Genomic DNA, 22,705 nt, shown 5'->3' on the forward strand with positions numbered 1-22,705 from the left:
TCGGCCCCATGACTGACGGCAAGCGCACCCCGTGGGTGGTCGGGGTTTCCGGGGCGTCCGGGACGCCGTACGCGGCGGCGGTGCTCAGGGGCCTGCTGGCCGCCGGGGAGAGCGTCGACCTCGTGGTCAGCCGGGCCTCGCGGCTCACGCTGCTCGACGAGACCGGGATCGCCTTCCGGGACGCGCACTGGCGGGACGATCTGGCCGAATGGCTGGGCCGGGGCGCCGACGGCAAGGCCGGGAGCTTCGACGTGGGTGACGCGCTGGACCTGGTGCGCCACTGGGGCGCCGGGGACCTTGCCGCCGGGCCGTCGTCGGGCTCGTACCCCGTGAAGGGGATGCTGATCGTTCCCGCGTCGACGGCGTGTGTGGCCGGAGTGGCGCTGGGGCTGTCGAAGGACCTGCTCCAGCGGGCGGCGAGCGTGACGCTCAAGGAGCGGCGCCGGCTGGTGGTCGCGGTGCGGGAGACCCCGCTGAACGGTCAGACGCTGAAGCACCTGGTGGCGCTGGACGAGGCGGGCGCCGTGGTGCTGCCCGCCTCTCCGGCGTTCTATGCGGGTGCGACGCACATCCAGGATCTGGTGGACTTCGTCGCGGGGCGGGTGCTGGACGCGGCAGGAGTGCCGCACCGGCTGTACCGCCGCTGGGAGGGAGAGCTGGGAGGCTCTCGTGGCGCTTAGCGCTTGGGGGCTGCGGGGCGGCGGCGGGCCTTGTCGGCACGCTTGGCGGCAGCCGGCTGGTGGGCACGGGATCGGTTGGCCAGCTCCTGCAGCTGTCGCATGTGAGCGTAGGCCATCTCGATCGTGTACACGGTGAACCACTCCTGAAAGATCGTCTTTGATCTGCTGAAAGATTCACAGGGCGTTGACCCTGTGTGCCTTAGATTCTATACGTAAACTTGCGGGATCGCTGAACAATGGAAGGCTCCAGGCATATGGACGCGGTGGACAGGCAGCTCATCCAGGCACTCAGGGAAAACGGCCGGGCGTCGTACGCCGAGCTGGGACGGCTCGTCGGGCTCTCCGGCCCGAGCGTGACGGACCGGATCAACCGGCTGGAGACCGCCGGTGTGATCACCGGCTACCGGGCGACGGTCGACTCCGCCTCGCTCGGCCTCGGCGTGACGGCCCTCATCGGCATCTCGCTCTCGGACGCCGCGGACCACGAGGACGTGGCCCGCCGGCTGCGCGACCTCGCGGAGATCGAGGACTGCTGGTTCATCGCGGGCGACGACTCCTTCATGCTGAAGGTCCGCGCCAGCGACGTGGACGGGCTGGAGAAGATCATCCGCAAGCTCTCCGGCACGAAGGGCGTCTCGCGCACCCGCACGACCATCGTGCTCTCCACGAAGTGGGAGAACCGGGTCGGAGAGCTGCCGGAAGAGCGCTGAGAGTACGGTGGGGCAGGGTTGCAGGACATCTAGAGGAGGCGACCACCGCATGGACGCTGGGCTCAAGCGTGAGCTGGAGGAGAAGGTCCGCTCCGGCGAGCGGCTGACCCGTGAGGACGGCATCGCCCTCTACGAGTCGGACGATCTGGCCTGGCTGGGCGGGCTCGCCCACGAGGTGCGCACGCGCAAGAACGGCGACGTCGTCCACTTCAACGTCAACCGTCACCTCAACATGACGAACGTGTGCACCGCGTCCTGCGCGTACTGCTCGTTCCAGCGCAAGCCGGGCGAGAAGGACGCGTACACGATGCGCATCGAGGAGGCCGTCCGCCTCGCCAAGGCGATGGAGAACGAGAACCTCACCGAGCTGCACATCGTCAACGGCCTGCACCCGAACCTGCCGTGGCGCTACTACCCGCGCTCGCTCAGCGAGCTCAAGAAGGCGCTGCCGAACGTCTCGCTGAAGGCGTTCACCGCCACCGAGATCCACCACTTCGAGACGATCTCGGGGCTCAGCGCCTCGGAGATCCTCGACGAGCTGATCGACGCCGGTCTGGAGTCGCTGACCGGCGGCGGCGCGGAGATCTTCGACTGGGAGGTCCGCCAGCACATCGTGGACCACCGCACCCACTGGGAAGACTGGTCGCGGATCCACCGCCTCGCGCACGAGAAGGGCCTCAAGACCCCCTCGACGATGCTCTACGGGCACATCGAGGAGCCGCGCCACCGGGTGGACCACGTGCTGCGGCTGCGCGAGCTCCAGGACGAGACGGGCGGCTTCCAGGTCTTCATCCCGCTGCGGTACCAGCACGACTTCGTGGACATGAAGGACGGCAAGGTCCGCAACAAGCTCCAGGCGCGCACGACGATGGCGACCGGGGCCGAGGCGCTGAAGACCTTCGCGGTCTCGCGGCTGCTCTTCGACAACGTCCCGCACGTCAAGGTCTTCTGGGTGATGCACGGCGTGCAGACCGCACAGCTGGCGCTCCAGCACGGCGCGGACGACATGGACGGCTCGGTCGTCGAGTACAAGATCACGCACGACGCGGACAACTACGGCACCCCGAACAAGCTGACGCGTGACGACCTGCTGGACCTGATCCGCGAGGCGGGCTTCCGCCCGGTCGAGCGCAACACGCGCTACGAGATCATCCGCGAGTACCCGGGCCCGGACTCCTCGCTGCGCGAGTCGCCGCAGCCGATGCGGGTCTGAGGTCGCGGGCCGCGGGATCGCGGCCGAGGTCCTTCCGTCCCGAGGGCGGTGCCGTCCCGTGCGAACCGGGCCGGCGCCGCCCTCCGGCGTTTCCCGCATCGCGGAAGGTCGTTGCCCTCATCGGGTCGTAATAGATAAACTTGCCCTATGGCCCTTACGTTCACTCTTGATCCAGTGGTCGGCCCCGAGCTGCGCGACGGCCTCGTCCGGGTGTGGACGGACGCCACCAACGCCGGCGGAGCCATCGGCTTCGTACCGCCCGTGACGCCCGCGGAGGTCGGCCCGGAGCTGGCCGAGCACCTGGCGTCGATGGCGGACGGCCGGACCCGGCTGCTGGTGGGGCAGGACGCCGGGGGCCGGGTGGTCGCGGCCGCCTTCCTCGTCCACAACCTCCACCGTCTCCAGAGGCACTGGGTGTGGGCCTACACGGTGATGGTCGACCCGGCGTACCAGGGCCGCGGCCACGGCCGCGACCTGATGGCCGCGCTCGCCGACGCCGCCCGCTCCCTCGACGGCATCGACGCGATCCGGCTCGGCTGCCGCGGCGGCCACGGCCTGGAGGACTTCTACGCCGCCTGCGGCTACAAGGAGGTCGGCCGGGTCCCGGGCGCCATCCGGGTCGCTCCGGGCGACGACCGCGACGACATCACGATGCTGCTGCCGCTGCACTGACGCCCGCCCCCCCGTGGGGCGCGTCAGCGCGGCAGACCGGACGTGAGGGTGTGCAGCAGGGAGTCGAGCAGTCCGGCCTCGGGGGCGGACAGCACGGACAGCGCCTCCCGCTGGATCGCGTCCAGCTCGGCCAGCGCCTGCCCGGCCGTCCGCACCCCCTGCGGCGTCAGCCGGACGTCCAGCCGGCGCCGGTCGCCCGGCACCGGCAGCCGCTGCGTCAGGGCCGCCTCCTCCAGCCGGTCCAGACTGCACGTCAGCGCCCCCGAGGTGACGCCCAGCGCACGGGTCAGGTCGCGCGGCGCCAGCGTGTACGGGGGGCCGGCGGAGCGCAGCTCGGCCAGGATCCGCAGCCCGGTGCGGCTGAGGTCGTACCGGCGGCACACAGGCTGGGTCCGCGCCTCGACGGCCTGGACGAGCCGCTCGGCGCAGTGCAGGACCTCGGCCGGCCGCACGTCGGCCGGTCGCACGTCGGCCGGTCCGGCCGGGACGGCGGTCACCGTTCAGTCGCCCGTACGGGAGACCGGGCGGGCGTGCGCGAAGCCGCGCTGGTGCCACACCAGTCCGCCCGCCGGGTCCAGTCCGCCGATCCCGTCGCCCTCGACCGAGGTCACCCGGCCGATCAGGATCGTGTGGTCGCCGCCGTCCAGGGCGTCGTGGCGCTCGCACACCAGCCGCAGGGCCGAGTCGGCCAGGGCCGGGACCGCCCCGGCGGACGGCGCGAGGCGGACCCCGTCGAAGCGCTGGTCCGGGCGGCCCGCGAACTTCATCGCGAGGGCCTCGTCCCCGGGGCCGAGAAGGTTCACGCAGAAGGAACCGGCGCCCGCCAGCGCGTCGTGGCTGGAGGAGCCGCGGTCCAGGCAGACCAGGAACAGCGGCGGGTCCAGCGACAGCGAGGACACGGCGCTCGCTGTCAGCCCGCGGGCGGCGCCGTACGCGTCGTAGCAGGTCACGATGGTCACGGGGGCGGCGAGGGCGGCCATCGCGGCCCGGAACTCCTGCGCCGTGACCTCCGGGCGCTCCAGCAGCGCCGCGCTCATCGGACCGTCTCCGGGTCGCGCGGGGCCGCTGCGGGCAGCACGGCGGGGGAGGGGGCGAGCCAGCGGCCCGCGGGGGTACCGGTGAAGCCGGTGGCCACGTCCCAGACCGGCTCGCCGCCCTTGACCACGGAGGTGAAGCGGCCCCGGAACAGCCAGCCCTCGTACGCCGACCAGCCGCACTTGGCCTGGATGTCGTCCCGGGTCGGCTGCCAGCGCTCCGCCGGGTCGAGGATCGCGAGGTCCGCGTCGGCGCCGGGCACCAGCCGGCCCTTGCCGGGCAGCCGGAACAGGTCGGCGGGGCCCGAGCCCATCAGGCGCGCCAGGTGCACGGCCGCCTCGTCGGGGGCGATGCGCCTGGTCATCATCCCGGTCCAGGCCGCGGTGGCGAGCTCCTGCACGCCGGGCAGGCCGGGCGGGGCGTCCGCGGGGACCTTGTTCTTCTCCTCGATGGTGTGCGGCGCGTGGTCGCTGCCGAGGCTCGCGGCCTCGCCGGTCAGCGCCGCCTGCCACAGCCGGTCCTGGTCCGTCAGGCCCCGGATGGCGGGGGAGAGCCGGGTGCGGGGGCCGCGCCGGCAGGTGTCGGCGTCGGTGAACGACAGGTGGTGGCCGGTGACTTCGAACGTCAGCGGCAGGCCCTCCTGGGCGGCGGCCACGAGCATGTCCGCCTCCTCCGCGGTGGAGGCGTGCAGGACGTGGGCGCGGGTGCCGTACGTGCGCACCAGCTGGATCACCTTGGCGCAGGCGACGATGGCGCCGGAGCGCGGGCGGTGCGGCTCGTACTCGTCGTAGGAGCCGGGGTCGCCGCGCCAGGTGTCGAGGAGGTCGAAGATGTGCTGGTCCTCGGCGTGCAGCACCAGCTGGACGTTGCCGCGGGCGGCGGCCGCGAAGGCCTCTTCGAGGGCGCGCCAGTCCCGGAAGACGACCGGGGCGGTGTGGTGTCCGGCCATGAACACCTTGGCGGAGGTGGCCACTTCCGGGTCGAGGGTGGCCAGGACCTCCGGGTGCTCGGGGTCGGCGCCGATGTGGAAGCGGTAGTCCACCCACGAACGGCCCTCGACGATCTCGGCCTTGGCGCGCAGGTCGGCTTCGTCCAGGGACGGCGGGCGGGTGTTGGGCATGTCGACGACGGTGGTGACGCCGCCGGCGATGGCCGCCCGGCTGGCGTGCTCCCAGTCCTCCTTGTACTCCAGGCCCGGAGTGCGGAAGTGGACGTGGGAGTCGATGAGTCCGGGCAGGACGTAGCGTCCGGCGGCGTCGATCCGCGGTCCGGCGGGCAGCGGCTCGCCGGGCTCGAGCACGGCGTCGATGCGGCCGTTGCGGACGACGACGGAGCCGTCCCGGACGCCCTCGGGGGTGACCAGGCGGCCGCCTTCGACGACGAGGTCGGCGGTGGCCGTACGGCCGGTCAGCTCGTCGGCGGGGTTCAGCGGTTCCATGAGATGCTCACCAGTTCCCTGCAGAGGTCGTTGGTCGGGCCCATGAGGGCGACGGCACGGGCGTCACGGCCGTACCGGTTGATCGGGTGGCCTTCGACGTACCCTGCCGAGCTGAGGATCTGCTCGACCTCGGAGACGACGCGGTCGGCGGCGGCGGAGGCGAAGAGCTTGGAGTGCAGCGTGGTCATGCCGGGGTCGGCCGACTCGCGGCGGCCCGCCCGCTCCACGACCGCGCGGGCCGCCTCGACCTGGGTGGTGAGGTCGACCAGCCGGTACTGCAGGGACTGGTGGACGTGCAGGCCGCGCTTGCGGGCGTGCGCGTGGGCGGCGTCCAGGGCGGCCTGGGCCAGGCCCACGGCGACCGCGCCGAGCGTGGCGCCGCTCTCGCGGACCCTGGCGATGACGGAGGCCGCCACCCCCTCGGCGCCGAGCCGGTCCGCGTCGGTGACCCGGCAGTCGCGCAGGTCGACGAAGCCGGTGGCGGAGCCGCGCATGCCGGACAGGCGCATCGAGGTGTCCGGGACCAGCCCCGGGTTGTCCCCGCGGACCAGGAAGAAGGTCTGGCCGGCGGCGCCGTAGCCGGTGTCGCCCGCTGCCTCTGCCGTGTTCGCCGTGTTCGCCGTGTTCGCCGTGTTTGCTGTGTTTGCTGTGTCCGCTGCGTCCGCACCGGTCTGGGCGAGGACGAGGTAGACGTCCGCGAGACCGGCGCTGGTGGTGAACGCCTTGGCGCCGTCGAGGGACCAGCCGCTGTCGCCGGTGCGGCGGCCGCGCGTGGCCAGGTTCTTCTTGTTGGCGCCCGCGCCCGTCTCGCTCCACGCGGAGGCGGCGAGCCACTCGCCGGAGGCGAGCTTCGGCAGCAGCTCGCGGTGCTGGGCGGGGCTGCCCTGCTCCACGATCCGGCTGCTGACCGCGAAGTGCTGGAAGAGCATGATCGCGGCGGAGCCGTTGACCGCGGCGACCTGCTCGACGCAGCGGTTCAGGTCGACCGGCCCGGCCCCGGCGCCGCCGAACTCCCGCGGCACCGCCAGGCCCAGCAGGCGGCTCGCCCGCAGGACCGCCACGGCGTCCCGGTCGGGCTCGCCGGTCCGGTCCGCGGCCACGGCGCACCGCTCCAGGGCGTCGCGCACCTCGGGGTCGAGGGCGGCGGCGGAGACCCAGTCCAGCCGGGGTCCCGTGTCGGGGGTGGTCAGACTGACAGTGACAGACATGCGCGCTCCTCGGCGGACGGGGACGGGTAGCTGAAGTGGTCGGCGGGCAGACCTGCCCAGCCCTGGTAGTCGACCTGCTTGCCGGCGACGGAGACCCAGGCCAGCCGGGGCCCGGTGTCGGTCACCACGGACGAGGCGGAGACCTGGAGTTCGCCGCCGGGCGTCACCAGCGTGACCAGGCCGCCCCGGTGGCCGCCCTGCCGGGCCAGCGACCACGGGACGGTCCCTTCGATGCCGGCGGCGGTGCCCAGGCAGATGGCTCCGGTGAGGGCGAGCGTCGGGTGCCACGACGGCACCGAGACGGCCCGTACGGCGAGCGCGCCGCCCGGCTCCGGCAGCACGGCCGCGATCTTGGGGAAGGCCCCGGACGGGTCCCAGCCCTGCTGCTCGCAGACCGCGATCCGGATCCGGCCGAACTGCTCGAACAGCTCGTCGCCCGCCGCGAAGAGCTGCTCGCGGGTCTCCACGCCGAGGTGCCCGGCGGGCACGAAGACGTACGGATTGCCCATCGAGACCAGCGACACCGGGATGACCGTACGGTCGACGAAGACCTCGGTGACGGCCTCGCCCGTGATCAGCAGCTCGGTGAACGGCTTGGTCGGCGTGCACAGGAAGTGCGCGGTGAAGCGGGTGCCGCCGTCGGCGGCCTCCTCCACCTCGCAGACGACGTTGTCGCCGTTGTTCAGTACGTTCACCCGCACCCGGGCGCCGGCGACCAGCGGCGGGATCATCCCGGACCGGGCCGCCGCCTCGACGGCCGCCAGGATCGAGTGGCCGCACGACCCGCGCAGGTCGAAGGAGGCCGACGACTGGGGGAGCGACTGCACGAAGCGGTAGTCGAGGTCGAAGAGCGGGTGCGCGGACGGGCGGACGATCGCGTTCTTCAGGACGTGCCCCGCGCCCTCGGCGGCCAGGTCGGCGCGGATGGCCGTCAGGCTGTCGAGCAGGGCGTCGCCGTCCTCCGGGAGCCCCTGCCCGTCGAGGACGAGGGTGGGGCAGGGCGCGCCGTGCGCGCTGGCGAACCAGCCGCTCATCGCGCCCCCTGGAGGGACGGGGTGCGCGCCGTGGTCCCAGCGCTCCGGCCGAAGAACTGGCCGCGCCACATCTGGTGGGACATCAGCGCCCACAGGGCGAGCGAGGCACCGTCGGACGGGCGGGCGGCCTGCTCCTCGAAGAGGCCGGTGACGACCTCGGGGCGGATCCGGCCGTCGGCGCGCAGCGCGGATTCCGACAGGGCGTCGCGTGCCACGTCCCACAGGGCCTGCCCGGGGCTGAGCATGGCGGTGATGGGCAGGGTGAAGGGCTGCTTGGGGCGGTTGAGCACGCTGTCGGGGACCAGACCGCGGGCGGAGGCGTACAGGGCCCGCTTGACCGCACCCGTCGCGTCGATCTTCTGCTCGTCGGTGAGGGTGGTGGCGAAGCGCACCACGTCCGGCTGGCAGAACGGCAGCCGGGCCTCGACCGAGCTGGCCATCGACAGGTGGTCCACGCGGCGCAGGTGGTACGACGGCAGCCGGAACTGCTGCTCGATCGCGCAGATCCGCCGCATGCGGCTGCCTTCGCCCCTCTCCAGTGTCCCGGTCAGCCCGGCGGGAAGTGCCGGGCCGTGGGCGCGGACGGCCGCGGCGTACGCATCCGTGTAGAGGCGCTCGCGCAGGGCGCGGGGGACCGCGGAGAGGTGGTCGAGGTAGCCCTGCACCCAGCCGGATCCCGCCGGGGCGGCGAGGGCCTGCGTCATCCGGGCGTAGCCGCCGAAGAGTTCGTCGGCCGCGTCGCCCGTGAGCGCCACCTTGAAGCCCGCGTCGCGGACGGCCCGGAAGAGGGAGAAGGTGGACAGGGTGATCGGGTCGGCGTTCGGCTGGCCGAGGTGCCAGACCACGTCCGCGAGCAGGTCGGGGAAGCCGGCCGGGTCGATCTCGACCTGGTGGTGGACGGTGCCGGCCCGCCGGGCGACCTCGGCGGCGAAGGCCCGCTCGTCCGAGGGCCAGTTGCCGGTGTACGCGATGTTGAAGGTGTGCAGGTCGCCCGCGGTACGGGCGGCGAGGGCGGTCACCAGGCTGGAGTCGAGGCCGCCGGAGGTGATGGCGGCGACGGGCGCGTCGGCGACGAGCAGCCGGGAGACCTCCTGGCCCAGCAGTTCGCGCAGCTCCGCACCGGCCTGCTCCAGGCTGCGGGAGGCATCGGGGCCCGCGGCGGTGTGGCCGAGCGGCCGGGTGGCGATCCGCAGGCCGCCGCGGCGGCCGACGACGGCGGTCGCGGCGGGCGGCAGGACCCGGACTCCGCGGAACATCGTGCGCTCGCCGAAGGGGGTCTTGGAGACGAGGTAGGCGTCGAGGCCGAACTCGTCCTCCTCGGCCCGCACGTCGGCGAAGCCCAGCAGCGCGGGGATCTCCGACGCGAAGCGGAACCGGCCGCCGGCCTCGTCCCAGGCGTAGTAGAGCGGCTTCATGCCGGACTCGTCGGTGGCGATGACGAGCTTCGGCTCCTCGCGCAGGTCCATCACGGCGACGGAGTACATGCCGTCGAGCTGCTCGGCGAAGCGCTCGCCGTACTCCAGGTACAGGGCGGGCAGCACCGAGCCGTCGCACTGGTCGGGGATGCGGTGGCCGCGGGCCTCCAGACGGGCGGCCAGCTCGCGGTGGTTGTACAGCTCGCCGTTGAAGACGACCGTGACGGCGCCCAGCCGGTACGGCTGTTCGCCCCCTTCGGGGTCCATGATCGAGAGCCGGTTGTTGCCCAGGGCCCAGTCGTCCCGCCCGGTGAAGGTCTGGGCGTCGGGGCCGCCGTGGCGCAGCAGGGCGGCGACGGTGCGCAGCTCCTGGTCGCTCGTACCGGCATTGAAGGATCCGTAGATACGGCACATGTCGGTCAGACCACCTGAGAGGAGACGCCGGCGGCGTCGTAGAGGGCAGGGTCGAAGGGCGTCGGGCCGCCGCAGGTCACGAAGCGGCGGGCGCCGGGGCCCGTGTGGGGGTTGCGGGCGCCGTGCAGCACGCCGGGCGCGGCGTACAGCACGTCACCGGCCTCGACGTCGATCCAGCGGTCGACGAGGTACATCTGGCCGATGCCCTCGAAGGCGATGAACGCCTCGTCGCTGTGGGTGTGGAGGTGCACGTTGAAGGTCTCGCCGGGCTGCTGGATGCCGCAGTGCAGACACAGCTGGCAGCTGCCGGCGCCCGGCCAGAAGATGAAGTTCATGGTGGCGCGCGGGGCCTCCTCCGGGGCGATCTGCCCGGTGCCGGCGAAGCCGCGCAGCTGGGTCTCGTCGTCCCACAGCGAGGAGAAGACCTTGGGGTCGGCCCCCGGGGTCCGGCCGTCGGCCAGCGGAGTGCGCCAGACGTACGCGGTCAGGCCGTCGGCGCCCGCGGTCAGGGTCAGGGCCCGGCCGGTCGGGGCGTACGCGGCGGAGGCGCGGTGCGCCTCGCGGCTCTCGGCGCCGACGCGGATGCGGCCGGAGCCGTCGTAGACGACCACGGTGTTCTCTTCGGCCAGCGTGTCCTCGGGGCTCCACGAGGCGCCCGGCGCGACGCGTACGACGTGCAGCGTGACGAACGTCGCGCCCGCGGCGGGGCTGACCGGGGTGGCGATCTCGGTGCCGCTGCCGTCCGGCGCGGATGCGAAGTCGAACTCCCGTGAACGGAGGATCTGTGCGTCGCCGAGGTGGCTGAAAGTCTTCATCGGTGCTCCGTCTGTACTCACTCCTGCTGGCTCGTGAAGCTTCGGTTTCGTGGTTCCCGATCACCTCCCGGAGCAGTACCGCCCGATCCGGGAACCCTTTACTCTCTTCACCAGCGGGGCCCCTGCCTGGGGTTTTGCAAGTACGACAGGTGGGGGTCCATGGCGGAGCACACGGAGGCCAAGGTTCGGTTCAACGTCCTTGGCCCGCTGGAAGGTTGGTCCGGGGGGAACCGGCTGAGACTGGGCGGTCCGATCCAGGAGCGGGTGCTCGTCACTTTGCTTCTGGAACCGGGCCGGGTGGTTCCCGTGACAAGGCTCGTGGAGGCCGCATGGGAGGACGAACCACCTGCAACCGCCTCACACCAGATCCGCAAGGCCGTCGCCGACCTGCGCCAGCGGATCCCCGGCGGCAGCGCCGTGATCGCCACCGACGGACCCGGGTACCGTGCGCTCGTCGACGACGGCCGGCTCGACCTGACGCAGTTCACCCGGCACACGCAGGCGGCCCGGGAGGCGCTCGCCGGGGGGCGGGCGGCCGACGCCGAGGCCGAGCTGCGCGCGGGCCTGGCGCTGTGGCGGGGGCCGGTGCTGTCCGGGACCGGCGGCCCGGTCATCGACTCCGCCGCCACGGCGCTGGAGGAACGCCGCCTGGCCGCGGCCGAGCAGCTGTTCCAGCTTCGCCTGGAGCGCGGCGAGAGCGCCGAGCTCGTCGGCGACCTGCGCGAGTCCGTCGCCGCGCACCCGCTCCGGGAGACCGTGCGCGGGCACCTGATGCTGGCCCTGTACCGCTCGGGCCGCCAGGCCGAGGCGCTGGAGGAGTTCGGCAAGGTGCGCGAGCTGCTCGTCGAGGAGCTCGGCGTCGACCCGGGGCCCCGGCTCACCCGGCTCTACGAGGCCATCCTGCGCGACAGCCCCGAACTGGCCGCACCCGAGCCCCCGGCCGCACCCCCGGCTGCCCCGCCCGCCCCGGCCGCCGTCGGCCGCGAGACCTCCGCGGCCCCGGCCGGCGCGCCCTGCACGCTGCCCTACGACCTCGCCGACTTCACCGGCCGCGAGCAGGAGCTGCGCGCCCTGCTGGACGCGGCCGCCGGGGACGCCGCCGACGCGGGCACCCGGATCGTGTCCGTCGACGGCATGGGCGGCACCGGCAAGACCTCCCTCGCGGTCCGCGCGGCGCACCTGCTCGCCGAGCAGTACCCGGACGGCCAGCTCCACATAGACCTGCGCGGCTACACCCCCGGCGAGCAGCCGCTCCAGCCCGGCGCCGTGATCGCGAGCCTGCTGCGCACCCTCGGGGTGCCGGGCGACCGGATCCCGGAGGACCCTTCGGGGCGGGCCGCCCTGTGGCGGGCCACGCTGGTCGGCCGCCGGCTGCTGCTCCTCTTCGACAACGCCGGCGACGCGGCGCAGGTCCGCCCGCTGCTGCCGGCCTCGCCCGGCTGCCTGGTCCTCGTCACCAGCCGGGCCCGGCTGGTCGAGCTGGACGGCGCCGAATGGATCTCGATCGGCGTGATGTCCCCCGAGGACGGCATGGCGCTGATCACCGAGACCCTGGGCCGCGAGCGCACCGAGCGGGAACCGGCCGCGGCCCGCGAGCTGGCCGCCCTGTGCGGGCGCCTCCCGCTGGCCCTGCGGATCGCGACGGCCCGGCTGCGCAACCGCTCCCGGTGGACCGTCCAGCACCTGGTGGACCGGCTGCGCGACGAGACCCGGCTGTTGGACGAGCTGAGTTCGGGCGAGCGCAGCGTCGCCGCGACGCTGAGGCTCTCGTACCAGGCGATGGACGAGGAACACCGGACCGCCTTCCGGCTGCTGAGCCTGCACCCCGGCGCGGAGATCGACGTCCACTCGGCGGCGGCGCTGCTCGCCGCGGGCACCCGCGACGCGGAGGACCTCCTCGAGGACCTGCTCGACATGCACCTGGTGCAGCAGCACGAGCTGGGCTACTACGCCTTCCACGACCTGGTCCGCAGCTTCGCGCAGAGCCTGCGCAACGGCGAGACCGAGCCCGACGACCGGGCCGCGCTGGAACGCCTCCTGGACTACTTCTACGCGGCGACGGACGCGGCCTGCGCGGTGCTCTTCCCGGGCCGGCCGCACTACGAGACCGGGCTGACGGGCACCACGGCGGCGCTGCCGGCCCTCGGCGACGCCGAACGGGCGGGCGCGTGGTTCGACCGCGAGGGCGACGCCCTGGTCGCCGCGGTGACGGCCGCCGAGGCCGGGGGTTTCGTGCGGCACGCCGTGTGGGTGGCGCGCAACCTCGTCTTCTTCCTCAACCTGCGCACCTACACCGAGCAGTACCTCCAGGTGGGGCGGGCGGGGGCGGCCGCGGCCCGTCGGCTGGGCGATGCGCGTGCACTGCGGCTCAGCCTGACGAACCAGGTCCCGGCCCTGTGGAAGCTCGGCCGGTTCCGGGAGGGCATTGCGGTGGCGGAGGAGGCCCTCGGACTCGTCCGGGTCCAGGGCGAGCGGCAGGGCGAGGGCTCCTGCCTGGAGGCCCTCGGGCTGCTGTTCGCGTGCCTCGGGGAGTTCGGCGAGGCGCTGAGGCACCAGGAGCTGGCGGTCGAGGTCCTGCGCGAGACCGGCGATGTCCGGGCCGAGATCCACGTGCACTGTTCGCTCAGTACGACGTACGCCAACCTGGGACGCCGCGAGGACGCCGTCGCGGCGGCCGAGCGCGCGGTCGGGCTCGCGCGCGGACTGGGCAGTCTGGGCAACGAGATCGTGGCGCTCAACGACCTGGCGAGCGCGCAGCTCGGCCAGGGGCGGACCGCGGAGGCGGAGGCCTGCCTCAAGCAGGCGATCGCGCTCTTCGACGAGTCCCGCCAGCCCGACAACTTCGCCATCTCGATGGCCCTGATGGCCACCGTGCAGCAGCTGACGGGGCAGCCCGCGGGGAGCGGGGACGTGCGGCACAGCGAGGAGAAGGCCCTGGAACTCGTCCGGGGCCGGACCTCGCTGACCCGCCGGGTGGCCGTCGAGCGGCTCATCGGCGACCTCCGGCTGGAGCGCGGCGACCACACCGGGGCCCTGGAGCTCTACGAGAGCGCGCACGAGCGGGCAGCGGCCGCCGAATACCGGGTGGAGGAGGCCCGCGCGCTCGCCGGGATCGCGCGCTCGGCCGAGGCGCTGGGGGACGCGGCGCGTGCGCGGGAGAGCAGGGAGCGGGCCGTCGCGCTGTTCGACGCGATCGGTGTGCCCGAGGACGCCCGCCGGCCGCTCTGAGGCGCGGGGCGACGCACTTCGGCGGCCCGCCCCGTGGGGGAGGGCCGCCGATGCGTGCCGTGTGATGCGTGCCGTGTGAGGCGTGAGGCGTGAGGGCCGGGACGGGTGTCCCGGCGTGCGGGGTTCAGTCGCGGGGGTTGACGGGCTTGGGGGCGCCGGGGCCGATGCCGTCGGCCGTCGTCGTGTACTGCTCCGAAGCCTGCGCGTCCGCTTCGTAGGTCACTGCGAAGGCCGCCGTGAGGGCCAGTGCGATGATCCCGACGATTCCGGCAAACTTGCTGCGCATTTCTGTATCCCCGCCCCTGTGGTTCCGTGGTGTCGTGCGTGCCGCTTCCGACACCACAGAGACTCGCGGGAGCCGTTCCCCAACGGTTCCCGCTCCGTTACCGAGGGTGGACAGTACAGCGGGAACCGGTCAGGGAACAGGTTCTGTCCGCCAGTTGGCCGGGGGATTTTTCCGGGAGTTCACATCCGGTCAGTCGATCACGATCTCCGTCTCGAAACGCGCGCCCAGGGCCCGGAGCCGGATCTCGCACTCCTCCCGTGCCGGTGCGGAGAGAACGGCCGCCGCCAGGAAGTCCGACGAGATGGCAGCCTCGCCGAGCACCTCGCCCGGCTCCGCGAACACCCCGTAGAACTCCACCCACGGCTCCTCCGGGGTGACCGGAATGGAACGGACCGTTCCGGGCCGCCGCATCATCAGCACCTGTCCCGCCATACGGAGCGGTTCCAGCCGTTGCCGACCACTGTCCGTGTCGCCCAGGCCTTCCAGGGCCGGTACCCGCAGCCCGGTGTGGGCACGCGAGGCCAGCTCCACCGGATGCACCCCGAAGACGGCGTTCAGCACGTCCCGGATCCGTGCGCCCGCGGGCCTGGCCGCCACCTCGCAGACCACCAGCCGGTCGTCCGGCGTGTGGAAGACCTCCGCGTGGAAGGCGTAGTCCGCCGGTCCCTCCAGCGCACCGAGCGCCTCCTCCGCCAGCGCCAGCAGACGCGGAGTCAGCGGGTCCCCGGGCGCCAGCGTGAGGTCCACGCGGGCACCGCCGTCGGCTTGGAAGGACGACAGGTCGTACTGGTACTGCGAGGGCCAGGCCATGACCGTGCGGCCGCCCGCCACCACCCCGTCGACATGGCACATCCGGCCCGGGACGTACGCCTCCAGCAGCAGGTCCTCGCGCGGTCCGGTGCCCGCGGGGAAGGCCTGCGCGAGCTGCGCGTCCAGCTCCTCCGCGGTCCGTACGATCCGCAGCCCGATGGAGCCGAAGCCGTCGCGGGCCTTGAAGACGAGCGGCAGCCCGTGCGCCGCCGCGAACGCCCGCACCTCGCCCGCCGTGCCCGGCACCGTGTGCGGGGCGACCTCGATGCCCGCCGCGGCGAGCTTGCGCTTCATCAGCACCTTGTCGCGGAACGGCAGTACCCCGGCGGGCAGCTGGCCCGGCAGGCCGAACTTCTCCCGCAGCGCGGCCGCGCGGTACAGGTCGGCCTCGTGGTGCGCGATGACGTGCGTGACGTCGTACGCGTGGGCGAGATCGCGCGCGAGCCGGTCCACGAGCTCCTCGTCGTCGAAGGAGTCGACGATCTCCAGGTGGCGGTAGCCGCCGTTGCCGGCCGGCACCTGCTCGCCGCCCGCGGCGATCCTGTCGCGGGCCGCGATCATCACCACGCCGCCGTCGAGACCGTCCAGCCACCGGTCGTACGGGAAGGGGCCCAGCGGGAATCGGTGCAGTACGAGCGCGGTCATGCCGCCACCTCCAGTTCCGGTACCCGGACCGCGTCCGGGGTCACATCGATGCGGATCTCCCGGGTCAGCCGTTCGCACAGGGCGACCGCCCCCGCGGTGTCGGGCGCCGTCACCGCGGCGAAGCCCAGCCGGTCCCAGTTGTCGCGCAGCGGGCGGACCGCGTCCCCCGGACGTACGGAGACCTCGACGGCGAGCACGTCGGCGCGGGCCGCGACCTCCTCGACGCCGGAGACGGCGGTGACCGTGCCCGGGTCGCGGAGCACGAAGCGGGTACAGGCCGCGGCGCGCGCCGCCGGGGGCTCCGGGAGCGCCTCGACCAGGCCCATCGGCCAGGCGGCGCCGTACCCGATCAGGTCGACCCCGTAGGCCGCCTCGACCAGTTCGTTGATGTGGCCGCCGCCGACGCGGTTGTGGGACTCGATGACGACCGGGCCGCGGGAGGACAGCCGCAGCTCGGTGTGGCTCGGTCCGTCGGTCAGGCCCATGGTGTCGAGGAAGTCCGTGACCGCCGCCGTGACCTGCGCGTGCGCGGACGGCTCCAGCCGGGCCGGCAGCGCATGGCCCAGCTCCGCGAAGTGGGCGTCGTCGACGAGCTTCTCGGTCACCGCGACCACCACGTGCCGGCCGCCGAAGCTGAACGCCTCGACGCTGAACTCCGGCCCGTCGATGTACGACTCCATCAGGAACTCCCGCACGGTGAACAGCGTCGAGCCCCGGTCCGTGCGCCGGCCCCGCAGCTCCTCGATCCGCTCCCACACCGCGTCCAGCTCCTGCGGACCGCCGACGCGCAGCAGCCCGAAGCTCGCGGTCGCGTCCGTGGGCTTCACGATGAACGGGAATCCCGCCCGCCGGGCGAAGGCGTCCAGCGAGTGCCGGTCGGTCACCCGGTCCCAGTGGATCGTCAGCCGGCCGTGGTCCGCCAGGTGCTGCCGCATCAGGTACTTGTTGCGCAGCCGCCGGCTCACCTCCGGGCGGGTGCCGGGGAAGCCGAAGTGGTCGTTGAGCCGGGCGGCCGTGTCGAGCCCGCCCTCCGTGAGGGAGACGACGGCGTCGACGCCCCAGACCTCGCGGGCGGCCTCGGCCAGCGGCCGTACGGTGTCCCAGTCGGTGTAGTCGACCATCAGCAGGGCGTCGGCCAGCCCGGTCTGGTACGCGTTGATCTTGTCCGGGTGCTGGAACATGACGACGCGTACGCCGAGCTCCTTGGCCCGTTCCAGATGCTGGTCCGTGCCGCCGACGAGCAGCATCGTCCGGTCCGCGGCAGCGCGGGCCGGGCCGGCCGGCGCGGTCGTTGCGCTCATCACAGGGATTCCTTCGGGAGGGGGACGGTCGTGGTGCGCAGGGCCGCGTGGGCGGCGGCGATCCGCTCGGCGGCCGCGGCGGGGGTGGGCGCGTCGACGACGGCGTACCCGTGGCGGCTGCCGGAGTCGGTGGTGTGCGGCAGGACGTCGCCCGGCTCGTAGGGGAAGTGCACGGCGTGCACGTGCTCCAGGGCGTTCAGGGCGGCCAGGCCCTCGACGGACTCCAGGCGGCCCGCGGGCAGCCGGAAGAAGCCGATGGACGCGTACCGGTGGGGCGCGGGCGCCCGGACGGGCTCTCCGGCCAGCGCCCGGAAGACCGCCGCCTCCAGGTCGAAGCCCGTGGCGACCTCCACCAGGAGCGGGATCCGGTCGCCGCCCAGCCGGGCCTGCGACTCCACGATGCGGGGTCCGGCGGGGGTGAGGATGACCTCGGTGTGCGCGGGACCGAACTCGTAGCCCGCGAGGTCGAGCAGGGCGGTGACGGTGGAGCGGATCGCGCCCTCGTCGACCGCGGACAGCGGGGCCGGGTGCACGTGGCCGGTCTCGACGAAGCCGGGCGGGCCGCTGGTCTGCTTGGCGGTGATGCCCACGACCTGGTGCATGCCGTCGACGGACAGGGTCTCGACGCTGAACTCCGGGCCTTCGAGGAAGTCCTCGATGACGAACGGGCCCTCGATCCCCGAGGACTTGACGCGCTCGGTCCACTCCGCGAGCCCGGCCGGGTCGCGGACCAGCGCGACCCCCCGGCTGCCGGCGGAGTTGGCGGGCTTGACCACGGCAGGCAGCCCGAACTCCCGCAGCAACGGCTCCACATCGGCGAGCGAGTCGGCCCGGCCGGCCCGGACGGCGGAGACGCCGTTGCGGTTCAGCAGGCGGCGCATGGCGTTCTTGTCGTTGAGCAGCCGCACCGACTCGGCGCGGTTCGGGGCCAGGCCCAGGGCCTCCGCCTCGGCGAGCACCGGGGCCATGCTGGCCTCGCTGCCGAGGTGCAGGACGCGGTCGACGCCGTGCTCGACGGCCATCGTCGCCACCAGCGCGCGCAGCGCGGCCTCGTCCTGGAAGTCGACGTACGCGACGTCCTCGGAGTGCGCCTCGACCTTCGCGAGGTACTCGGCGGAGCGAAGGGCGGGGTCCCAGATCGACCAGACCCGGAAGCCCGCCTCGACGGCCTTGCGGACCAGCTGCTCGTACGGCATGACCATCAGGAGCCGGCCGGTGCTGCGGGGGTGGTTCATGACGTCGATCCGTTCGTGAGCGGTACGGGCGCCCCGGCGCTCTGCGTGGTTCCGGTTTCGGTTTCGGCTGCGGTTTCGGCTGCGTGTTCGGCTGCGGTTTCGGCCGCCCGGCGGGCCTCCCGCAGCGGCAGCAGCGACCGGTAGACGAGGACGGCGCCCAGGCCGAAGGCCCCGTAGAGCAGGCTCATGCCGGCCGGCGGGAGGAACGCCCCGACGGTGACGCACAGCGAGCCGATCAGCAGGCCGATGCGGGCGTTGAGGCCGTAGGCGGCGAGGTACTTGGTGCGGGCGGCCGGGTCCACCAGGTCGGCCAGGATGGCCTGCTTGACCGGGACGTTCGCGATCTCGCCGAGGGTCAGCAGGACCGCGGCGGCGATCAGGATCCAGCCGCTGTTGCTGACGGCGAGGACCATGTACCCGCCGGTGAAGACCGCGATGCCCGCGTAGAGCCGGGTGCGGTCGGACAGCTGCCGGAACAGGCTGCCCGCGAAGAGCGCGAGGCCCACCACCAGGGCGGTGTTGACGGCCCGCAGGATGCCCAGCATCGCGACGCCGTCGACCTGCGGGAACCAGCGCTCCAGGCCGGCCAGCGCCTGCTCGGGGAACTCGTCCGCGAGGCGGACCGCGATGTAGTAACCGATCTGGACCTCGATGGCCCGGGTGAGGATCGCGGCGGTGAGCAGCCGCAGGAAGATCCGGTCCCGGGAGACGGCGAGGTAGCCGCGGAGCATCGCCGGGATGCCGGCGGCCTGCTCCCCGGCGCCCTCCGGGGCGCTCTCGGCGATCCACCACCAGGTGACCAGGGCGGTCGCCGCGGAGAGCGCGGCCGCCGCCGTGAGCAGCAGTGCGAAGTGGTCGCCGTAGAAGAAGCCGCCGATCAGTGCGCCGGCGGTGAACGCCAGGTTGATCGACCAGTAGTTGATCGTGTAGACGAGCTGCCGGTTCTCCGGGGTGGAGACGTCGATCATCATCGCGTCGGCGGCGGGGGTGGCCGCGCTCGCCAGGCAGGTGTTGAGCAGGAAGAGGACGAAGGTCACCGCTCCCGACTGCCACCAGGGCGAGTTGGCCAGGGCCAGCAGGGCGAAGGTGAGCGTCGCGCCGGCCTCGCCCGCGACCATCAGCGGCTTGCGGCCGTGGACGTCGGCGAGATGGCCGCCGAGGAAGTTGCTGGCGATGCCCGCGGCCGCGACCACGAGGGTCAGGGCGCCCGCCGCGGCCGCGCCGTACAGGGCGGCGAGGTGGATGACCATCAGCGGCATCAGCATGATGCCGAGCAGCCGCTGCACGAAGCCGACGCCGAGCCGCAGCTTGATGTTCGGGTGCAGCTCGCGCAGGTTCACTCCCCGCCTCCGTCGCTTCCCGGTCCGACGAGGGTGTCGGCGAGTGCGCCGCCCTTGCCCCAGTGGCCGAGTTCCACGTCACGGACGATGACGGTCACGGCCTCGTGCGGGCAGTGGGCGATCCTGGCGACGGTCTCGGTCAGTTCGGAGACGAGCTCGGCGCGCTGGGCGCGGTCGTTGCCCTGCCACCAGTCGACGGTGATCACCGGCATGTCGGGTTCCTTTGCAGAGGGGGGAGTTCGGGCGTGCTGAGTGGGGGGTGGGGGCGGGTCGGTGCGGGGTCGGTGTGGGCCGGTGTGGGGGAGCGGCCGTCAGGGGCGGGCGGCGAGGGCCGCGGGCTGGACGGCGGACTGCGCGGCGGGCTGGGTCGTGGAGGTGCCCGACTCGTCCCACAGGCTCAGGTAGCGCTCGCCGGTGTCCGGCAGCACGGCAACGATCGAGGCGCCGATGTAGTCCGGGTGGGCGGCCAGCTGGGCGCAGGCGTGGGCGACGGCGCCGGAGGAGACCCCGGCGAAGATGCCCTGGCGGCGGGCGAGCGTACGGGCCGCGGTCATCGCGTCCTCGTCCGAGACGGTGACGACGTGGTCGATCAGCGAGACGTCCGTGGTGGGGGCCACGAAGCCGCCGTTGAGGCCGGGGATGCGGTGCAGCCCGCCGACGCCCTGGGAGAGGACCGGGGAGTTCTCCGGCTCGACCGCGACGACGCGGACGGTGGGGTCCTGCTCCTTGAGGTACCGGGCGGCGCCGCTCAGGGTGCCGCCCGTGCCCACGCCGCAGACCAGGACGTCGATGCGGCCGGCGGTGTCGGTCCAGATCTCCGGGCCGGTGGTCTCGTAGTGGGCCTGCACGTTGTCGGGGTTCTCGTGCTGGCAGGGGAACCACGAGCCGGGCGTCGCCGCGTGCAGCTCCTCGGCCTTGGCGATCGCGCCGGGGTAGCCCGCCTCGCGGGGGGTCTGCACGATCTCCGCGCCGAGCGCCTTGAGCAGCGCGACGCGCTCGGCGGTGGCGCTGTCGGGCAGCACGATGACGCAGCGGTAGCCGCGGGCCGCGGAGAAGGCGGCCAGCGAGATGCCGGTGTTGCCGGACGTCGCCTCGATCACGGTGCCGTTGCCGGGCGTGAGGTCGCCGCGCAGCTCGGCTGCCCGCAGCATGTAGAGCGCGGCCCGGTCCTTGCTGCTGGACATCGGGTTGGCGGACTCCAGCTTGGCCAGCACCTCCGTGCCGGGGGCGGTGTCCTCGAAGCGCAGCCGGATCAGCGGGGTCGAACCGACCAGGTCCTCGATGCTGTCGGCGATCGGGCGGTTCCGGCGGGCGGCGGTGCCGACGGAGTGGGCGGTGCCGGCGGTGCTGTCGGTGCTGTTCATGTCTGTTCCTCACACGTCGGGTCGTACGGCTGGATGCCGGATGGTCGTACGGTCAGCCGTACGCCGGTGAAGTCTTCGCGGGGGAGGGGCTACCAGGAGCCGGCCGAGGCGGTCACGGCGTACAGGTCCTCCATGGGCCGGGGCTCCGCGCCGACCGCCTTGATCACGGCGGTCGCGGCGAGCACCCGGGCGCCGGGCGGCACGTCCTTGTTCACCAGGGCCTGCGCGCCGATGACGGCGTGCTCGCCGATGGTGACCGGGCCCAGCACGGTGGCGTTCGTACCGAGGACGACGTCGTGGCCCACCACCGGGTGGCGGCGCTCGCCCTCGGGCCGGGCGTTGTCGCTCCACCAGCCGACCGCGCCGAGCGTCACCTGGTGGTAGATCGTCACGTCGTCGCCGATCACCGCGGTCTCGCCGATCACCACGGCAGCGCCGTGGTCGATGAAGACCCGGCGGCCCAGCACCGCACCCGGGTGGATCTCGACCGCCGTGCCGCGGCGGGCGAACCACGCGATGGCGCGGGCGGTCAGCCGCAGGCCGCGGCGGTGCAGCCGGTGGGCGACCCGGTGGGCCCACAGGGCGGGCAGGGCCGCGTGCAGCAGGGCCTCGCGGCGGTTGCGCACGGAGGGATCGCGGGCCACGACCACGTCCAGGTCCTCCTTCATGATCCGGAGCAGTCCGGGCTCGCCGCCCGCCATCAGACGAGCACCTCCGTGCGGTCGCCGACGGCGGCGAGGGCGGCGACGGCTGCGAGGGCGGCGCGGGTCAGGCTCTCCAGCTGCGCCACGACCTCCGGGTCGGTGTAGCGGCCGGCCTCCGCGGCGAGCTTCCCGGCACCGCCGACGGCGACCGGCTCGTGGTCGACGACCAGCGCGCCGCAGCGGGTGAGCACGCCGGTCAGGCCGGGCTGGGCGTCGACGGCGCCGCGCGCTCCGGGGGAGGCGCTGGTGACGGCGGTGACCTTGCCGGTCAGCGGGCTCTGGCCGCCCGGCCGGGACAGCCAGTCCAGGGCGTTCTTCAGGACGCCCGGCATCTCGCCGTTGTAGGAAGGGGTGCTGATGAACAGCGCGTCCGCGCCGGAGACCAGCTCCTTCGCGGAGCGGACCGCCGCCGAGCCGTCCGACTGCTCCAGGGCGGCGTCGTAGAACGGGAGCTCTCCGACGGAGAGCGCCTCCACCTCGTGCGACCCGGGCAGATCCGCGAGGATCTGGCGCACGGTCGCCAGTACAGCGGTGTTCACCGAGTCCCGGCGCGTGCTGCCGGACACCAGAACGATCTTCGCCACGGGAACCTCTTCTCCTCGGCCGCCCGGTCGGCAGGCCTTCGACTGGTCAGAGACTCGCTCCCGCGGTTCCCGAACCCCTCCCGCTCCGTTCCCGGCCCGCTTCACGGCAGTGAACGTCCGCGTGCTTCACTGGGTGCGCAGGATCCGAGGTCCGTAGGAAGAGAGAGGGCTGCCGTGGCTCTGAAGGCGAGCGCAACGATCCGCTACACCGCGATGCGGCTGGGCATCTTCGCCGGATGCCTCCTCGCCGTATGGGGCCTGGTCGCGCTGGACGTGCTGCCCTCCGGAATCGGCGACGCCAACTACGCATGGGTCGTCCTGCTGGCCCTCGTGCTCTCCGCCCCGCTCTCCTTCGTGCTGCTGCGCAAGCAGCGCGACGAGATGTCGGTGCAGATCAGCGGCCGCGTCGAGGGCGTGAAGAGCAGGCTCTCCGACAACCGCAGCCAGGAGGACGAGGCCGACGACGCCGCCCGGACCGGCGCGTAAGGTTCCTCACACAGCAAACCGCCCCGGCACAGGACATCCGTTCCTGCGCCGGGGCGGCGGCGTTTCCGCGGGACTTTGGCTCAAAGTA

General features: G+C 73.3%; 22 protein-coding genes. 6 read left to right on the plus strand and 16 right to left on the minus strand.

Going from position 1 to position 22,705, the window contains the following annotated elements; all coding sequences use genetic code 11:
- Positions 1–8 precede the first annotated feature (8 nt).
- From ACZ7H1_RS05925 to ACZ7H1_RS05940, 4 genes are all read left to right on the plus strand, one after another.
- On the plus strand, positions 9–680 hold the full coding sequence (locus ACZ7H1_RS05925) for a UbiX family flavin prenyltransferase (RefSeq protein WP_470784109.1): 672 nt from the start codon (positions 9–11) through the stop codon (positions 678–680).
- Positions 681–934: 254 nt separating this feature from the next.
- A complete protein-coding gene (locus ACZ7H1_RS05930; protein ID WP_470784111.1) occupies positions 935–1,390 on the plus strand; it encodes an Lrp/AsnC family transcriptional regulator in 456 nt (151 codons plus the stop codon).
- Between the two features lie 49 nt (positions 1,391–1,439).
- Positions 1,440–2,603 carry an aminofutalosine synthase MqnE gene (gene mqnE / locus ACZ7H1_RS05935; protein WP_470784113.1) on the plus strand — a complete coding sequence of 388 codons (1,164 nt, stop codon included), beginning with the start codon at positions 1,440–1,442 and terminating at the stop codon, positions 2,601–2,603.
- A gap of 147 nt (positions 2,604–2,750) precedes the next feature.
- The gene (locus ACZ7H1_RS05940; RefSeq protein WP_470784115.1) at positions 2,751–3,275 is read left to right on the plus strand and encodes a GNAT family N-acetyltransferase; all 525 of its coding nucleotides are present in this window, start codon (positions 2,751–2,753) and stop codon (positions 3,273–3,275) included.
- A 23-nt stretch (positions 3,276–3,298) separates the two neighbouring features.
- On the opposite strand, the gene ACZ7H1_RS05945 is transcribed toward ACZ7H1_RS05940, so the two are convergent.
- From ACZ7H1_RS05945 to ACZ7H1_RS05975, 7 genes are read right to left on the minus strand one after another with little or no spacing between them, the layout of a single operon-like run.
- The gene (locus ACZ7H1_RS05945) at positions 3,299–3,772 is read right to left on the minus strand and encodes a MarR family winged helix-turn-helix transcriptional regulator (RefSeq protein ID WP_470784117.1); all 474 of its coding nucleotides are present in this window, start codon (positions 3,770–3,772) and stop codon (positions 3,299–3,301) included.
- Positions 3,773–3,775: 3 nt separating this feature from the next.
- Entirely contained in the window at positions 3,776–4,312 is a 537-nt protein-coding gene (locus ACZ7H1_RS05950) for a flavin reductase family protein (protein WP_470784118.1), read from the minus strand.
- Positions 4,309–5,748, minus strand: a complete 1,440-nt coding sequence (locus ACZ7H1_RS05955) for a dihydroorotase (RefSeq protein WP_470784120.1) — start codon at positions 5,746–5,748, stop codon at positions 4,309–4,311. The genes ACZ7H1_RS05950 and ACZ7H1_RS05955 overlap by 4 nt, the downstream gene beginning before the upstream one ends.
- Positions 5,736–6,956 carry an acyl-CoA dehydrogenase family protein gene (locus ACZ7H1_RS05960; RefSeq protein WP_470784121.1) on the minus strand — a complete coding sequence of 407 codons (1,221 nt, stop codon included), beginning with the start codon at positions 6,954–6,956 and terminating at the stop codon, positions 5,736–5,738. The genes ACZ7H1_RS05955 and ACZ7H1_RS05960 overlap by 13 nt, the downstream gene beginning before the upstream one ends.
- Positions 6,935–7,990 carry a PrpF domain-containing protein gene (locus ACZ7H1_RS05965; RefSeq protein WP_470784123.1) on the minus strand — a complete coding sequence of 352 codons (1,056 nt, stop codon included), beginning with the start codon at positions 7,988–7,990 and terminating at the stop codon, positions 6,935–6,937. Before ACZ7H1_RS05965 ends, ACZ7H1_RS05960 begins: the two co-directional genes overlap by 22 nt.
- Positions 7,987–9,819 carry an asparagine synthase (glutamine-hydrolyzing) gene (asnB, locus tag ACZ7H1_RS05970; protein ID WP_470784125.1) on the minus strand — a complete coding sequence of 611 codons (1,833 nt, stop codon included), beginning with the start codon at positions 9,817–9,819 and terminating at the stop codon, positions 7,987–7,989. The genes ACZ7H1_RS05965 and asnB overlap by 4 nt, the downstream gene beginning before the upstream one ends.
- Before the next feature lie 5 nt (positions 9,820–9,824).
- On the minus strand, positions 9,825–10,634 hold the full coding sequence (locus ACZ7H1_RS05975; RefSeq protein WP_470784126.1) for a cupin domain-containing protein: 810 nt from the start codon (positions 10,632–10,634) through the stop codon (positions 9,825–9,827).
- Between the two features lie 159 nt (positions 10,635–10,793).
- On the opposite strand from ACZ7H1_RS05975, the gene ACZ7H1_RS05980 reads away from it, so the two are divergent.
- Positions 10,794–13,862, plus strand: a complete 3,069-nt coding sequence (locus ACZ7H1_RS05980) for an AfsR/SARP family transcriptional regulator (protein WP_470784127.1) — start codon at positions 10,794–10,796, stop codon at positions 13,860–13,862.
- Between the two features lie 124 nt (positions 13,863–13,986).
- On the opposite strand, the gene ACZ7H1_RS05985 is transcribed toward ACZ7H1_RS05980, so the two are convergent.
- The 9 genes from ACZ7H1_RS05985 to ACZ7H1_RS06025 all read right to left on the minus strand — a co-directional run bounded on the left by ACZ7H1_RS05985 (position 13,987) and on the right by ACZ7H1_RS06025 (position 22,131).
- Positions 13,987–14,148 (minus strand): hypothetical protein, encoded by a 162-nt coding sequence (locus tag ACZ7H1_RS05985; RefSeq protein ID WP_470784129.1) that lies wholly within the window; start codon positions 14,146–14,148, stop codon positions 13,987–13,989.
- A 189-nt stretch (positions 14,149–14,337) separates the two neighbouring features.
- Positions 14,338–15,603 carry an ATP-grasp domain-containing protein gene (locus ACZ7H1_RS05990; RefSeq protein WP_470784131.1) on the minus strand — a complete coding sequence of 422 codons (1,266 nt, stop codon included), beginning with the start codon at positions 15,601–15,603 and terminating at the stop codon, positions 14,338–14,340.
- Positions 15,600–16,904 (minus strand): ATP-grasp domain-containing protein, encoded by a 1,305-nt coding sequence (locus tag ACZ7H1_RS05995; RefSeq protein ID WP_470784133.1) that lies wholly within the window; start codon positions 16,902–16,904, stop codon positions 15,600–15,602. The genes ACZ7H1_RS05990 and ACZ7H1_RS05995 overlap by 4 nt, the downstream gene beginning before the upstream one ends.
- Positions 16,904–18,139, minus strand: coding sequence for an ATP-grasp domain-containing protein (locus ACZ7H1_RS06000; RefSeq protein ID WP_470784135.1), 1,236 nt, complete (start codon positions 18,137–18,139; stop codon positions 16,904–16,906). Before ACZ7H1_RS06000 ends, ACZ7H1_RS05995 begins: the two co-directional genes overlap by 1 nt.
- Positions 18,136–19,479 carry an MFS transporter gene (locus ACZ7H1_RS06005; protein WP_470784136.1) on the minus strand — a complete coding sequence of 448 codons (1,344 nt, stop codon included), beginning with the start codon at positions 19,477–19,479 and terminating at the stop codon, positions 18,136–18,138. The genes ACZ7H1_RS06000 and ACZ7H1_RS06005 overlap by 4 nt, the downstream gene beginning before the upstream one ends.
- Complete coding sequence (locus ACZ7H1_RS06010; RefSeq protein ID WP_470784138.1) at positions 19,476–19,691, minus strand: tautomerase family protein; 216 nt, start codon at positions 19,689–19,691, stop codon at positions 19,476–19,478. Before ACZ7H1_RS06010 ends, ACZ7H1_RS06005 begins: the two co-directional genes overlap by 4 nt.
- 99 nt (positions 19,692–19,790) lie before the next feature.
- The gene (locus ACZ7H1_RS06015) at positions 19,791–20,843 is read right to left on the minus strand and encodes a PLP-dependent cysteine synthase family protein (RefSeq protein WP_470784140.1); all 1,053 of its coding nucleotides are present in this window, start codon (positions 20,841–20,843) and stop codon (positions 19,791–19,793) included.
- A gap of 89 nt (positions 20,844–20,932) precedes the next feature.
- Positions 20,933–21,544 (minus strand): serine O-acetyltransferase EpsC, encoded by a 612-nt coding sequence (gene epsC, locus ACZ7H1_RS06020; protein ID WP_470784142.1) that lies wholly within the window; start codon positions 21,542–21,544, stop codon positions 20,933–20,935.
- Positions 21,544–22,131, minus strand: a complete 588-nt coding sequence (locus tag ACZ7H1_RS06025; RefSeq protein WP_470784144.1) for an NADPH-dependent FMN reductase — start codon at positions 22,129–22,131, stop codon at positions 21,544–21,546. Before ACZ7H1_RS06025 ends, epsC begins: the two co-directional genes overlap by 1 nt.
- Before the next feature lie 174 nt (positions 22,132–22,305).
- Here ACZ7H1_RS06025 and ACZ7H1_RS06030 point away from each other — a divergent pair, with 174 nt between their 5' ends.
- Entirely contained in the window at positions 22,306–22,617 is a 312-nt protein-coding gene (locus ACZ7H1_RS06030; protein ID WP_470784146.1) for a DUF4229 domain-containing protein, read from the plus strand.
- Positions 22,618–22,705: the final 88 nt, after the last annotated feature.

The organism is Streptomyces sp. NPDC037401 (assembly GCF_055602345.1).